The sequence below is a fragment of the Citrobacter sp. Cb028 genome (assembly GCF_030336705.1).
Taxonomy (GTDB): domain Bacteria; phylum Pseudomonadota; class Gammaproteobacteria; order Enterobacterales; family Enterobacteriaceae; genus Citrobacter; species Citrobacter braakii.
In genome coordinates this window covers 56,183-70,418 of the sequence record NZ_JAOWCZ010000021.1, presented here as the reverse complement: position 1 = coordinate 70,418, position 14,236 = coordinate 56,183, and the positions used below count along the sequence as shown (strand labels likewise).

Genomic DNA, 14,236 nt, shown 5'->3' with positions numbered 1-14,236 from the left:
TGCCTAGGGCGATGAAAAATTCAGCGCATTTTGCGCCAGCCGATCAACCAGGCTAAGACACCGCCGGCCATTAACCAGCCCGGCATAAGCCCCCACTCAGGACGGCTTACCAGCAGGAATGTTCCACTGAGCAACAATGTTGCACCAATGCCCAATAAATAACGGGATTGTCCCTGACGTACATGATTCGCGTGAAGCTCGCGGGCAATCTTATCAACACTGTGCTGTAAATATTTGCCCTGGCGCAAACTGTCATACACCAGTTCAGGTATTTCTGGCATTTTTTCGACCCAGAACGGTGCTTTTTCTTTAAATGCCCTAACAAGCGCCGGAATACCGACCTGATCTTTGATCCAGGATTCGAGGAAAGGCTTGGCCGTTTTCCACAAATCTAACTGCGGGTAGAGCTGACGTCCGACACCTTCAACGTACAGCAGCGTCTTCTGTAGCAATACCAGTTGAGGCTGAACTTCCATATTGAATCGGCGCGCTGTGTTGAACAGATTTAACAGCACATGACCAAAGGAAATCTCCGCCAGCGGTTTTTCGAAAATCGGCTCGCACACGGTACGAATGGCGAATTCAAACTCTTCTACGTTGGTATCCGGCGGAACCCAGCCAGAATCCACATGCAATTCAGCAACTTTGCGGTAGTCGCGGTTAAAGAACGCGATGAAGTTTTCAGCCAGATAACGCTTATCTTCTTTGTTTAAAGAACCCACAATCCCACAATCAATACCAATGTATTTCGGGTTTTCGGGATGCTCATAACTCACGAAAATGTTCCCAGGGTGCATATCCGCATGGAAAAAGCTGTCGCGGAATACCTGAGTAAAGAAGACCTGAACACCGCGTTCAGCCAGCAGCTTCATATTGGTGCCGTTCTTCTCAAGCGAGGTGACATCTGAAACGGGAATACCGTAAATGCGCTCCATCACCATCATGTTCTGACTGCAATAGTCAGAGTACACTTCCGGGATGTACAGCATTGGGCTGTCTTCAAAATTACGTCGCAGCTGAATCGCGTTCGCCGACTCGCGCAGCAGATTCAGCTCATCAATCAACGTTTTTTCATATTCACGGACCACTTCTGTTGGTCGCAGGCGGCGGCCGTCTGGCATCAGGCGAGGTACCCAGCGAGCAAGGCGGTAGATCAGTTTCAAATCCGCTTTAATTACCGGCAGTATGTCCGGGCGGATAACTTTGATCACCACCTCTTTCCCATTCGATTTCAGTCGCGCGGTGTGAACCTGAGCAATAGACGCGGATGCCAGCGGTGTGATCTCAAAATCATCAAACCATTCCTCGACGGGCAGCCCACCCATCGCCTCTTCAATTTGTTCTTTCGCTCTTTGCCCATCGAATGGGGCTACCCGATCCTGCAATAGCGCTAGCTGATCGGCGATGTGCGGCGGGAAAAGATCACGACGGGTAGAGAGCATTTGCCCGAACTTAATCCACACCGGGCCGAGCTCCTGTAAAGCCAGTCTCAGCCGTTCTCCCAGCGGTTTGTCTTTATGTCGGTTGGGCATCCAGAACAGCGTGTAACGCCACAGCCGGAGTGGCAGCGTGATACGCATTTTGGGGATGAGTTCATCAAGACCGTAGCTTAAAAAAGTGCGAATGATGAAATAAAGGCGCCGTACTTCACCTGGCGTCATTTGGCCTCCAGTTTTTCCAGCCGTTTGGCCAGAGATTCGACCGCACGCTCAACGGCTGCCGTTTCTTCTGCAAACCATGCAACCTCAAGCGGACCTGGAGCCATACGCCACTCTTCGGTGATCGCTTCGGCAACATAGCGCTGCTGGCGTTGAATGTTGTGGCACAGGAACTTCGCTCCACCACGCAAAACTTTGCTGACCCCTTCCGCGACGATATCGCCGGTATAAGGTGCTAACAGTTCTGCGGGATCAAACTCCGCCAGATCGGCCAACGCGACAAAATTCTGTACCACCTGGATATCGCCCTGAACCTCCAGCTCACCACTGCGGATAAGCGTGGTGAGTTGCTGCCGGTCGCGTAATTTCGGTAACACGCTGGCATGTGTGATTACGGTGCAATCGGCTTCGCCTTCCCATGCCCCCAGCACATCGACCTGGCGCTCACTAAACACCAGCACTAACGGTGTTGAAAATCCTTTGAGCTCAACACGCAGCACTTTGCCCTGTAAACGCGTTCTGGCTGACTTGAGCGCAGGAGAACGATACAGAAAGGTGTTAAGCAAATTTTCAACGCCGGCGGTCACTAAGGGTTTTAAAGGCATCCCCAATCTCCTGTCAGAACTTGTAACCACGATGCAGCGCAACGACACCTGCCGTCAGGTTGTAGTAATCAACGCTTTCGAACCCGGCATCTTGCATCATTGCTTTTAAGGTGTCCTGATCGGGATGCATGCGGATGGACTCCGCCAAATAGCGATAACTGTCTGCATCGCTTGCCACCATAGAACCAATGCGCGGCAAAACGTGGAAAGAGTATGCGTCGTAGGCTTTACTCAGCGGTTCGATAATCGGCTTGGAGAACTCCAGCACCAGTAGACGTCCGCCCGGCTTCAACACGCGATACATAGATCGTAATGCTTTGTCTTTATCCGTTACGTTGCGCAGACCGAAAGAGATGGTGATGCAGTCAAACGTGTTGTCTGGGAAAGGTAATGCTTCCGCATTCGCCTGAACGTACTCAACGTTACCCACGACGCCGATATTACGCAGCTTTTCGCGACCCATTTTGAGCATTGAGTCGTTGATATCCGCCAGCACAACTTTGCCAGTTTCGCCTACCATGCGAGAGAATTTCGCCGTCAGATCGCCCGTACCGCCCGCCAAATCGAGAACGGTTTGCCCGCGACGCACGCCACTGCAGTCAATGGTGAAGCGCTTCCACAAACGATGAATGCCAAATGACATTAAGTCATTCATAACGTCATATTTAGACGCCACAGAATGAAAAACGTGGGCCACCATGTCAGCTTTCTGCTCTTTAGCGACGGTCTGAAAGCCAAAGTGCGTCGTTTCTTGTGAATTATCCACCATCTCAGTGCCTGCTCATCCAAAAAATGTTCAAGAAGTGTAACAGATTGGGCCAATTTGCCCTACCCTTCTGCCCGGTTCAACTACCCCAAACGGACTAGTTTGATTGCTGGTTTACCGCTTCATCATCAGGGTAAGGTTCATCCTGCTGCGTTTCAGGGACCGAGCGCAAGCGGTACTCTTCATCCTGCGTAGTGGCTTGTTCAGCCAGTTCAGGATTAATCTCGCGCTTAATTTCCACGCCTAAACTGCGAAATGCTTCTGCCTGTGACAGGACGTTTCCACGACCTGAAGAGAGTTTTTTCATCGCCTGTCGGTAGTTATCCTGGGCTTTATCCAGGCTTTGGCCAATTGCCGACATATCATCCACAAACAACCGCATCTTGTCATAAAGTTTGCTGGCCCGATCGGCAATCTGTTGCGCATTACGACTCTGATGCTCGTAGCGCCACAAGTTGGCAATCGTGCGCAATGCCACCAACAACGTGGTAGGGCTAACCAGCATAATGTTATTTTTAAGGGCTTCGGTAATCAGTTCAGGCTGTCTATCGAGCGCCAGTAAAAAAGCAGGCTCAACGGGGATAAACATCAGCACATAGTCAAGTGTGCGTAGCCCAGGAAGTTGCTGATAGTCTTTGCGCCCCAGCAGACGGATATGGTTTCGTACCGAGGCGATGTGCTCCTGCAACGCGCTCTCGCGGGTGTATTCATCTTCAGCATTAAAATAGCGTTCATAGGCGACCAGCGTCATTTTCGCGTCGATCACCACATCTTTGCCCTGCGGTAACCGGACGATGACATCTGGCTGCATCCGCGAACGGGCGTCGTTCTCAATGCTGACCTGGGTTTCGTATTCATAGCCTTCGCGCAGACCGGAAGCCTCAAGCACCCGCGTGAGTACGACCTCGCCCCAGTTGCCCTGCGTTTTGTTATCGCCTTTTAATGCCCGCGTCAGGTTTACCGCTTCCTGCGCCATCTGCGCGTTCAGTTGCTGCAGATTACGAATTTCGTGCGCCAGAGTATGGCGTTCTTGCGCCTCTTTACCAAAGCTATCCTGAACCTGGCGTCGAAAACCGTCCAGTTGTTCGCGAAGCGGTGTAAGCAGACTGTTCAGGCTTTGGCGATTTTGCTCATCTACACGACGGTTGCTGTGCTCGAAAATACGGTTCGCCAGATTTTCAAATTGTTCGCTCAGACGCTGTTCGCTGTTGATCATCTGGCGGATTTTATCTTCCGCATGCTGCTGCGTCGCTTCCAGTCGGGTAGTGACTTCACGAAGATCGGCTTCCAGAGAGGTGTTGATGCTGTGCAGGCTGCGCAATTCGTTATTGAGTAGTTCGCACTCATCGCGCCAGTGGGCTTCCTGTGAGAGCTGCTGGCGGGCGGCGCTTAGCGCAATATCCAGTTCGCGTCGTTCTTCGATGAGGTCGGCACGGATCCGATCGGCATGCGCTTTTGTTGCCAGCCACCCCACCAGCAGCCCTGCGGCTAACGCCAGCACGGCACTCATCATAATTGAAATATCCACAACGCCCCCTTACAGCAACGACTTACACGCACAAAATAGAATTGTGCTGTATAAACGTCCAGTTTAAAAGGAATTTCCTGCGAGGCACTACGCAAAATAAAAAGGCCGAACGCGTCGGCCTTTTTGAATAGACGGGAGAATTACAGTAAACGACGCGCAGCTTCCACCACGATTTTCACCGCGTGGCTTTCTGTTTGTTTCATCGTTTCCGCATTAGGGATCTCTTGCTGAGTACGGTTCACAATAACACCCGCGACCATACCGGCACGCAGACCCTGGCTTGCACACATGGTGAGCAGCGTAGCAGATTCCATTTCGTAGTTCATGACGCCCATAGACTGCCACTCTTCCATTGAGCCTTTGAAACGGCTCACTACGCGACCAGAGAAGGTGTCATAACGCTCCTGGCCTGGATAGAAGGTATCAGAAGACGCGGTAACGCCTACGTGGGTGGTGGCGCCGATAGATTTCGCCGCTTCCACCAGCGCGGTGGTGCACTCGAAGTCCGCGACGGCCGGGAATTCCATTGGCGCGAAGTGCAGGCTTGCACCGTCCAGACGGACAGATGCTGTGGTGACCAGTACATCACCTACGTTGATATGTGGCTGGATGGCGCCAGTCGTACCGATACGCAGGAAGGTACGAATGCCCAGCTGTGCCAGTTCTTCTACGGCAATAGAGGTTGACGGACCGCCGATACCGGTAGAGCAAACGATCACGGCTTTACCATCCAGCTCAGCACGCCAGGTAGTGAACTCGCGATGAGATGCCAGCTTAACCGGCTTATCCATCAGCGCGGCGATCTTTTCCACACGCTCCGGGTCGCCAGGGACGATAGCGAGCTGAGCCCCTTGTAAATCGTTCTTAGTGAGGCCGAGATGAAAAACATCAGACTTAGACATAAAAACTCCTCTGTGAATCGGTTTTGTCAGAAGAAGCAAAAACACACTTTACCGAAGGCATGAACATATTTTCGTGACAGTCATCACTATGATGTAAATCAATTGCATTTCATTACCATAAAATAGTGACTTGAATCACATAAATGATGCGATGTAAGGAAGCCCTGCACAAAAGATAGACCGTTTAAGGCAATGTGGTTCGTTGCATGTGTCTATAGTTAACAATGCGCTTTTTGGCTGAATATTTAAGGGTACGGAGAATACCATGACAACACGACAATCTGGCTTTGCACCTGCTGTATCTCCACCGACGTCTACCACGGTTCACACTCCGGATAACGCCATTATCGCCGGTGTAACGTCCATACCTTCACAAGGCGATGATATGCCAGCGTATCACGCACGACCAAAACAGTCCGATGGCCCGCTGCCTGTGGTCATTGTCGTGCAGGAGATTTTTGGCATTCATGAACACATTCGTGACGTTTGCCGCCGTCTGGCTCTGGAAGGGTATCTGGCTATCGCACCAGAGCTCTATTTTCGTGAAGGCGATCCCAATGACTTTGCCGATATCCCCACGTTGCTCAGCAGCCTTGTCGCCAAAGTGCCTGACTCTCAGGTATTGGCCGATCTGGATCACGTCGCCAGTTGGGCTTCTCGTAACGGAGGAGATGCCCACCAGTTGATGATCACAGGATTTTGCTGGGGTGGACGCATCACCTGGCTGTATGCAGCTCATAATCCGCAGTTAAAAGCAGCGGTAGCGTGGTATGGCAAACTGGTGGGCGATAAAACCCTCAACTCGCCGAAACATCCTGTTGATATCGCGACCGATCTTAACGCCCCCGTTCTGGGACTTTATGGCGGCCAGGACACCAGTATTCCGCAAGATACCGTTGAAACAATGCGTCAGGCGCTACGCGCCGCCAATGCAAAAGCGGAAATCGTGGTCTATCCCGATGCCGGACATGCGTTTAACGCCGATTATCGTCCGAGCTATCACGAAGAGTCCGCAAAAGATGGCTGGCTGAGAATGCTGGAGTGGTTCACACAATACGGCGGGAAGAAATAAACGTTAATTGCCCGGCGGCGACTACACCTTACCGGGCCTACAACTCTTGCTATTTCCTGTAAGCCGGGTAAGCGCCTGCGCTTCCCGGCCACCGACTCTGAATTACGCCTGACGCAGGTTCTGCGCGGCTTTGACCATGTTCGCCAGCGCGGCGCGGGTTTCCGGCCAGCCGCGCGTTTTCAGGCCGCAGTCCGGGTTGACCCACAGACGTTCGGCCGGAATACGCTGCTCGGCTTTCTTCAGCAGGGCTTCAATCCACTCCACGCTCGGGACGTTCGGCGAATGAATATCGTATACGCCCGGCCCGATTTCGTTCGGATAGTCGAACTCTTCAAACGATTCCAGCAACTCCATATCAGAGCGTGAAGTCTCAATGGTGATCACGTCCGCGTCCAGCGCCGCAATGGAGTCCATGATGTCGTTGAACTCGCAGTAACACATGTGGGTGTGGATCTGGGTTTCATCCTTCGCCACCGCCGCGTTAATGCGGAAGGCTTCCACGCCCCACTCCAGATACGCCGCCCAGTCGCTGCGGCGCAGTGGCAGACCTTCGCGCAGTGCCGGTTCGTCAATCTGGATGATGCCAATACCCGCCGCTTCCAGATCCGCTACCTCATCACGCAGCGCCAGCGCAATCTGCTTAGCGATGGTTTCACGCGTCACGTCTTCACGCGGGAATGACCAGCAGAGAATGGTCACCGGACCGGTCAACATGCCTTTTACCGGTTTGTCGGTCAGCGACTGGGCATACTTCGCCCACTCCACGGTGATCGCTTCCGGGCGGCTGACATCGCCAATAACCACCGGCGGCTTCACGCAGCGAGAGCCGTAGCTCTGCACCCAACCGTTCTGGGTAAAGACGAAACCGTCCAGGTGTTCGCCAAAATATTCCACCATGTCGTTACGTTCGGCTTCACCGTGCACCAGCACGTCGAGCCCCAGACGTTCCTGTTCAACAATCGCCTGTTTGATATGTTCCGCGATACCGGTGCGGTAGTTACCGGCATCCAGGTTGCCCTTTTTGAAGTCCAGACGCAGGCCGCGAATTTCCGTGGTTTGCGGGAATGAGCCGATAGTGGTGGTCGGCCATGCCGGCAGATTAAAGCGGGCACGCTGCGCTTCGGCGCGAACCGGGTAAGCGTTGGCACGTTGGCTGTCCTGGGCGGTGATCGCCGCCAGACGTTTTTCCACTGCGGCGTTGTGTACGCGGGTAGAGTGACGACGAGCCTGGATCGGTGCGCTCCACGCCACAATTGCCGCCGTATCACCGCTGTTCAACGCATCACGCAGCAGCGCCAGCTCGCCGCATTTTTGTAGGGCGAAGGCAAACCAGCTCTTCACTTCTGCATCAAGGCGGGTTTCCACGCTGAGATCGATTGGGCTGTGCAGCAAGGAGCAGGAAGAAGCTACCCACAGGTCACGTTTCCCGACGATATCTTTAATTTGCGCGTATTTTTCGCTGAGATCGGCACGCCAGACGTTGCGACCGTTCACCAGCCCCGCTGACAGCAACCAGTCGGCAGGCAGACGTTTGTGCAGCTCGGCCACATCATCTTTACCGTGCACGAAGTCAACGTGCAGCCCCTGCACCGGCAGCGCGGTAATGGTATCCAGGTTTGGCGTTACGCCTTCGAAGTAGGTGGTCAGCAGCAGCTTCACCTGACCCGTCAGCGCGTCATACGCCGGTTTGAAGGCGTTCAGCCAAACCTGAGGCAGCTCCAGCACCAGAGCCGGTTCATCAATCTGCACCCACTCAATACCACGTTTCGCCAGCTCAGCCAGCACCTGCTGGTAAACCGGCAGAATATCGTTCAACAGGCTCAGGCGGTCAAACTGTTCGCCCTTCACTTTCCCCAGCCACAGGTAAGTTACCGGTCCCAGCAGCACAGGTTTCACCTTGTGACCGAGCGCCAACGCTTCATCCACTTCATCTAACAGTTGGGTCCAGGTCAGTTTGAACTGCTGACCTTTGGTAAACTCTGGCACCATGTAGTGATAGTTGGTGTTAAACCATTTGGTCATTTCTGCCGCCGCCGCGGGCTCCCCGGTTGGTGCGCGGCCACGGCCAATGCGGAATAAGGTATCGATATCGACCGAGCCGTCTTTATTTTGATGACGAGCCGGAACGTTGCCGAGCAGCAGGCTGGTGGTCAGCACGTGATCGTACCAGGCAAAATCGCCCACCGGCAGCAGGTCAACGCCCGCCTGCTTCTGCTGATCCCAGTGACGGGCACGCAGCTCGCGGCCAACGGTTAGCAAATCTTCACGGGAAGAATTTCCCGCCCAGTAGCTTTCTTGCGCTTTTTTCAGCTCGCGACGCAGGCCAACGCGAGGGAAACCGAGGGTGTGATTAAGTATTGTCATTTTTCTTCCTCTAATTATATGTAAATCCTATTGATTTTTAATTTAGGGAAGGTGGCAAGTTTATTCATCCCAGGAGCTTACTGAAGTAAGTGACCGGGGTGGAAAAACACAGCCAACGCACCATAAATTTAAAAGACGAAGGATTTTAGCCATCCAGATGTTTACACATCCATAATTGACAGTTACTGTATATTCCTCAAGCGCAATTTGTTCATGCCGAAGTGAAGGACTTTCATGATCGAGATTAAACACCTGAAAACGCTCCAGGCGTTGCGGAATAGTGGTTCGCTGGCGGCCGCAGCGGCGACGTTGCATCAGACCCAATCCGCCCTCTCTCACCAGTTCAGCGATCTGGAACAGCGCCTTGGCTTTCGACTTTTTATCCGTAAAAGCCAGCCTCTGCGCTTTACGCCGCAAGGCGAAATTTTGCTGCAGTTAGCAAATCAGGTGTTGCCGCAAATTGGTCGTGCGCTGCAGGCCTGCAACGAACCGCAGCAAACCCGGCTGCGGATCGCTATTGAATGCCATAGCTGTATTCAATGGCTGACGCCCGCGCTGGAGAATTTTCGTGCCAACTGGCCGCAGGTGGAGATGGACTTTAAATCCGGCGTGACGTTCGATCCGCAACCAGCGCTACAACAGGATGAGCTGGATCTGGTGCTGACATCCGACATTCTGCCGCGTAGCGGACTGCACTACTCGCCGATGTTCGATTTTGAAGTCCGCCTGGTACTGGCGCCGGACCATCCGCTGGCCAGCAAGACGCAGATCACGCCGGAGGATTTAGCCAGTGAGACGCTGCTTATTTACCCGGTGCAACGGAGTCGACTGGATGTCTGGCGGCATTTCTTGCAGCCTGCGGGCGTTAGTCCGTCGCTGAAGAGCGTGGATAACACCCTGCTGCTGATTCAGATGGTTGCAGCCAGAATGGGTATTGCAGCTTTACCGCACTGGGTGGTGGAGAGTTTTGAACGCCAGGGCCTGGTGGTGACCAAAACCCTGGGTGATGGATTGTGGAGTCGGCTGTACGCCGCCGTGCGCGATGGCGAGCAGCGACAGCCGGTCACGGAAGCGTTTATTCGCTCAGCGCGGAATCACGCCTGCGATCACCTGCCGTTTGTACGGAGTGCGGAACGACCCACTTTCGATGTACCCACAGTGAAGCCACTATCACAGCCGCACCAATAATGAAGCTTGGCCAGTGAGGCTGTTGATGCCAGATAGCCAGGTTAACCAGCAGCCCGGCCGGCACATGCATATTGTTCATGATGCCCAGCGTCCCCGCATCCACCTGGGTCGCGCCGTAGTTCCACATAAAGTAACCAATGCCGGACGCTGCCACGCCAAGAAAGACCAGAATTCCCCACTGTAGCGTGGTTGCAGGCATTTTCTGCGCATTCCCCAGCATGAACCAGGCAACGACCGCCACCATAAAGGCCCCCATGTAAAACCAGGCAAAGGCGTTGTGCTGCGGCATTGGCCGCGTTTCCATCAGACGCTTGTAGCCCACCATGCCAATGGCAAAGCTGATATTGGACAACTGCACCAGCAGCAGGCCGGTCCAGAAGTGGCTGGTCACCTGATCGTAACGAATGATCCCCGCACCAATCACCGCCAGCAACGCACTGAAGGCGTAGCTCCAGCGCAGACGACGTCCGCTCATCAGGTCATAAATCAGCGTAATGTAGAGCGGCGTCAGCACGGTAAAGAGCAGCAGTTCTGAAACCGTCAGGTACAGATAGGCGTGAAAACTCAGCATATACATAATGCCAAGCTGCATGGCGCCCACCAGCATATACAGCGCGATGGTTTTTACGCTATGCCCACGGGTACGTAAAAACGGCAGGAACACCAGCGCCGCCAGCCCAACGCGCACCAGCACCGCAAAATAGCTATCGACATGACCGGCAAGGTACTCGCCAAACAGGCTAAAGGAAAAGGCCCACAGAATTGTGGTAATGATGAGTAACGCCACAATGGATGTCTCTTAACAAAAGGTACGCCCATTGTAGCGAAGTTTTAAGTTGACATCTGGTCAACTAACGAACAAAAACATTACTGCAAAAACAGCTCACGCAGATAATGCGGCACGGCATCGCCGGCATTAAGACCAATGACTTCCAGTTCCGGATGCAGATCCTTCAGGCGCTGGTGAGCGTTGCCCATAATGCAGCCTTTACCTGCCATGGAGAGCATTTCCGCATCGTTCATTCCGTCGCCAAAAGCGATGCAATCTTTCAGGCTGTAGCCCATCGCTTTCGCTACCGCTTCAAGCGCATGACCTTTCGATACGCCGCCAGCCATGACTTCCAGGCAGGTAAGCGTAGAGAAACTGACGTTCACGCGGTCGCCCCAGCGGGCGTTAATCGCCTGCTCCAGCGGCAGCAGCCTTTCGTGAGAATCGGTGGTGAAAAACACTTTACTCACGCCTTCCGGCTCCAGTAGCGCAGGTTCAAACAGTGAATAGTTAAACACTGCTTCTTTGAAGAAGCGCATTTCGTCCGGGCGATGGCGGTTCATAAACCACTCATCATCACGATAAACGTTGGTCACGATGTCCGGGTTTGCATTCACTACGCCAAACAGGTCGCTGGCAATGTCGCGATCCAGGTTATGCGAAAACACCAGATTCCCGTCAGAATCATGCACACGCGCGCCGTTGGACGTAATCATGTAGGTTTTAATGCCGAGGTTATCGCGAATTTGCCCCACATCAACATGATGACGGCCAGTCGCAAACACGAAGTTAACGCCACGAGCGGTCAATAACTTCAGCGTCTCTTTGGCATAAGGGGACAGAGTATGGTCGGGAGAAAGCAGCGTACCGTCTAAATCAGACGCAACAACCTGATACATAAGAAAATTCAACCTCTAGGCAAAGCGGGTTCCGCTGGATGAGTTATGCTTGTCGAAAAATTCGACAATAGCGTTAAGCGCGACTGAGCGCATTGCGTCCTTTTCAAAAAGGATCTCATGGTACGCGCCTTTGATGACCAGCGGCTGCCCCCCTTCTACGGGATGGCCCGCTGCGGCGCGGAGTTCACAAAAACGATCGTGCATGCGGTTATCTACCACACGCTCTTCTTCGGCCTGAATCAGCAGCGTCGGCGTCGCGTCGTCTCCTGCTCCAGCCAGAACCTGTTCGCCTGCCAGAATACCTTCACGTACCCAGTGGTAGGTGGGGCCGCCAACGCGCAGCCGCGGCTCATCCGCATAGAAGCGTAGATTGCGCCGATAGCGCTGTCGACTATGGGTTAACGCATTCATACCGAATGGCAGCGCCCGCCAGCGCCCGGTACCCATCGCATAACCTTCGCGGATCCGCGGATGCCCTTCAGCCCAGTCCAGAATGTGGCGTACCATCCAGTCGGGAAAGCGCATCACAATACCAAACATCGGCGCGCAAAGCGCGATAGCATCACACTGATTCGGGTGGCGCTGCAAGAATAACGTGGCTATCGCACCGCCCATTGAATGCGCCAGTATATAGCGCTTTCTCCACGGACCGGGTAGCACTTCCTGCTGCCAGAAGGCGGTTAAATCGTCGACATAGTCATTAAAGTTATCGACATGACCGCGATGCGGGTCCGAAAGCATACGCCCGGAACGCCCCTGGCCACGGTGATCGATAATGAGGACGTCAAAACCAGAATGAAACAGGTCATACGCCAGTTCAGCGTATTTCACGTAGCTTTCAATGCGTCCAGGACAGACGACGATGACGCGATCGTTTTTTTCTGCGTGAAAACGCACAAAATGGACGGGGATATCATCCACGCCCGTAAATTCCGCTTCTTCCCGCTGACGCCAGAAATCTGTCAGTGGCCCCATGGAAAAAGCAGCAAACGCGTTTTCTCTTGTTTCCCAGTCTTTTTGCTGCTGAAACATCGGGTATCCAGCCTCGCTGACCAAGTAAAATCGTTTTTTTCGCCGTCGCTGACACAACCTAACGGCAGTAGCGTATTGTGGCATAAAAATAGACAATCCGGGAGTTTCTCATGACCTTTGAATGGTGGTTCGCCTACCTGTTGACCTCTATTATTTTGAGCTTGTCTCCAGGCTCTGGCGCAATCAACACCATGACCACCGCCATCAGTCACGGTTATCGCGGCGCCAGCGCGTCGATCGCTGGTTTACAGACCGGGCTTGGCATTCATATCGTTCTGGTTGGTGTAGGACTGGGAACGCTATTTTCACGTTCGGTGATCGCATTTGAGGTGCTGAAATGGGCGGGGGCGGCCTATCTGATTTGGCTGGGTATTCAGCAATGGCGGGCGGCGGGTGCTATCGATCTGAACACCATGGCGAATACGCAATCGCGCAGCCGCCTGTTCAAACGCGCAGTCTTTGTTAATCTGACCAACCCCAAGAGCATTGTTTTCCTTGCCGCCCTGTTCCCGCAGTTTATCCTGCCACAGGAACCGCAGTTAATGCAGTACGTGGTGCTTGGCGTCACGACCATCGTGGTCGATATCATTGTGATGATCGGTTACGCGACGCTGGCCACGCGCATTGCTGGCTGGATTAAAGGGCCAAAGCAAATGAAAGCGTTAAACAAAGTGTTTGGCTCGCTGTTTATGCTGATAGGCGCCTTGTTAGCCTCGGCACGGCATGCCTGATGAAGGTGCCGGAGGCGCTTGCGCTTATCCGGCCCGGAAGAAACTTAACGCGAGATAATCAGGTGGATACCGAAGCCCGCAAACAGCGCACCGGCAAAACCATCAATCCACTTCGCCAGACGCTGATAGCCACGACGCATTTTCGGCAGTGCAAACAGGCTGGCGACTACGGTAAACCACGCCAACGTTTCCACGATGATCAGGGCAAAGATCCCCCAGCGTGCGCCCGTTCCCACGTTATCGCCAACGAACAATGAGAACACGGAGCCAAAATAGATAATGGCTTTAGGGTTCGCCAGGTTGGTCAGCAGCCCCTTCAAAAAGCTGCGTCCGCTCTGCGCGAGCTCAACCTGCGGAGTGGGAGTCGCAACATTCTGTTTTTTAAACGCGCCGCGTAGCATCTGATAACCCATCCAGCACAGATACAGCCCCCCGCCCACCATAATAATGGTGTGCAGCCAGGCCATTTTTTCGATAATCAGATGTAGGCCGAGCAGCGCTACGCCAGCCCAGACCATGACGCCACAGGTAATACCCAGCACGCCCATCATGGCTTCTTTGCGCGAACGGCTAACCGCTGTTTGAGAAACAAAGAAAAAGTCGGGACCAGGGCTCATCAGCGCAACGATATGCACCAACGCAACGGTGAAAAATAGCGTTAACATAAAAATGACTCGCGGGGGAAATAGTTCAGTGAGTCACCATCCTGGCACTTTTTTGCC

13 protein-coding genes are annotated in these 14,236 nt (G+C 53.5%); 3 read left to right on the top strand and 10 right to left on the bottom strand.

Annotated elements, in window-relative coordinates; genetic code table 11:
* Positions 1-20 precede the first annotated feature (20 nt).
* From ubiB to udp, 5 genes are all read right to left on the bottom strand, one after another.
* A complete protein-coding gene (gene ubiB, locus OGV75_RS01650) occupies positions 21-1,661 on the bottom strand; it encodes a ubiquinone biosynthesis regulatory protein kinase UbiB (RefSeq protein WP_016155140.1) in 1,641 nt (546 codons plus the stop codon).
* The gene (ubiJ, locus tag OGV75_RS01645) at positions 1,658-2,263 is read right to left on the bottom strand and encodes a ubiquinone biosynthesis protein UbiJ (RefSeq protein ID WP_016155139.1); all 606 of its coding nucleotides are present in this window, start codon (positions 2,261-2,263) and stop codon (positions 1,658-1,660) included. Before ubiJ ends, ubiB begins: the two co-directional genes overlap by 4 nt.
* 13 nt (positions 2,264-2,276) lie before the next feature.
* Positions 2,277-3,032 carry a bifunctional demethylmenaquinone methyltransferase/2-methoxy-6-polyprenyl-1,4-benzoquinol methylase UbiE gene (gene ubiE, locus OGV75_RS01640; protein WP_003017897.1) on the bottom strand — a complete coding sequence of 252 codons (756 nt, stop codon included), beginning with the start codon at positions 3,030-3,032 and terminating at the stop codon, positions 2,277-2,279.
* Positions 3,033-3,126: 94 nt separating this feature from the next.
* Positions 3,127-4,557 carry a DNA recombination protein RmuC gene (gene rmuC, locus OGV75_RS01635; RefSeq protein ID WP_019078423.1) on the bottom strand — a complete coding sequence of 477 codons (1,431 nt, stop codon included), beginning with the start codon at positions 4,555-4,557 and terminating at the stop codon, positions 3,127-3,129.
* A gap of 140 nt (positions 4,558-4,697) precedes the next feature.
* Positions 4,698-5,459, bottom strand: coding sequence for a uridine phosphorylase (udp, locus tag OGV75_RS01630; RefSeq protein ID WP_006686084.1), 762 nt, complete (start codon positions 5,457-5,459; stop codon positions 4,698-4,700).
* 265 nt (positions 5,460-5,724) lie between these two features.
* On the opposite strand from udp, the gene OGV75_RS01625 reads away from it, so the two are divergent.
* Positions 5,725-6,531: a dienelactone hydrolase family protein gene (locus OGV75_RS01625; protein ID WP_016155137.1), complete on the top strand. Its 807-nt coding sequence runs from the start codon at positions 5,725-5,727 to the stop codon at positions 6,529-6,531.
* A 102-nt stretch (positions 6,532-6,633) separates the two neighbouring features.
* Here the strand turns inward: OGV75_RS01625 and metE are convergent, their stop codons facing one another.
* Positions 6,634-8,895, bottom strand: coding sequence for a 5-methyltetrahydropteroyltriglutamate--homocysteine S-methyltransferase (gene metE, locus OGV75_RS01620; protein ID WP_047499558.1), 2,262 nt, complete (start codon positions 8,893-8,895; stop codon positions 6,634-6,636).
* 234 nt (positions 8,896-9,129) lie between these two features.
* Here metE and metR point away from each other — a divergent pair, with 234 nt between their 5' ends.
* On the top strand, positions 9,130-10,083 hold the full coding sequence (metR, locus tag OGV75_RS01615) for an HTH-type transcriptional regulator MetR (RefSeq protein WP_003017908.1): 954 nt from the start codon (positions 9,130-9,132) through the stop codon (positions 10,081-10,083).
* On the opposite strand, the gene OGV75_RS01610 is transcribed toward metR, so the two are convergent.
* The 3 genes from OGV75_RS01610 to pldB all read right to left on the bottom strand — a co-directional run bounded on the left by OGV75_RS01610 (position 9,971) and on the right by pldB (position 12,783).
* Positions 9,971-10,870 (bottom strand): carboxylate/amino acid/amine transporter, encoded by a 900-nt coding sequence (locus tag OGV75_RS01610; RefSeq protein WP_016157852.1) that lies wholly within the window; start codon positions 10,868-10,870, stop codon positions 9,971-9,973. The two genes, metR and OGV75_RS01610, sit on opposite strands and share 113 nt — an antisense overlap.
* An 80-nt stretch (positions 10,871-10,950) precedes the next feature.
* Positions 10,951-11,751 carry a sugar/pyridoxal phosphate phosphatase YigL gene (gene yigL, locus OGV75_RS01605; RefSeq protein ID WP_286480296.1) on the bottom strand — a complete coding sequence of 267 codons (801 nt, stop codon included), beginning with the start codon at positions 11,749-11,751 and terminating at the stop codon, positions 10,951-10,953.
* Positions 11,752-11,766: 15 nt separating this feature from the next.
* Positions 11,767-12,783 (bottom strand): lysophospholipase L2, encoded by a 1,017-nt coding sequence (gene pldB, locus OGV75_RS01600; RefSeq protein WP_003017911.1) that lies wholly within the window; start codon positions 12,781-12,783, stop codon positions 11,767-11,769.
* Positions 12,784-12,893: 110 nt separating this feature from the next.
* Between pldB and rhtB the strand changes: the two genes are divergently transcribed.
* Positions 12,894-13,514 (top strand): homoserine/homoserine lactone efflux protein, encoded by a 621-nt coding sequence (gene rhtB, locus OGV75_RS01595; RefSeq protein ID WP_003828938.1) that lies wholly within the window; start codon positions 12,894-12,896, stop codon positions 13,512-13,514.
* Between the two features lie 44 nt (positions 13,515-13,558).
* On the opposite strand, the gene rhtC is transcribed toward rhtB, so the two are convergent.
* Positions 13,559-14,179 carry a threonine export protein RhtC gene (gene rhtC, locus OGV75_RS01590; protein WP_271441017.1) on the bottom strand — a complete coding sequence of 207 codons (621 nt, stop codon included), beginning with the start codon at positions 14,177-14,179 and terminating at the stop codon, positions 13,559-13,561.
* Between the last annotated feature and the right edge of the window lie 57 nt (positions 14,180-14,236).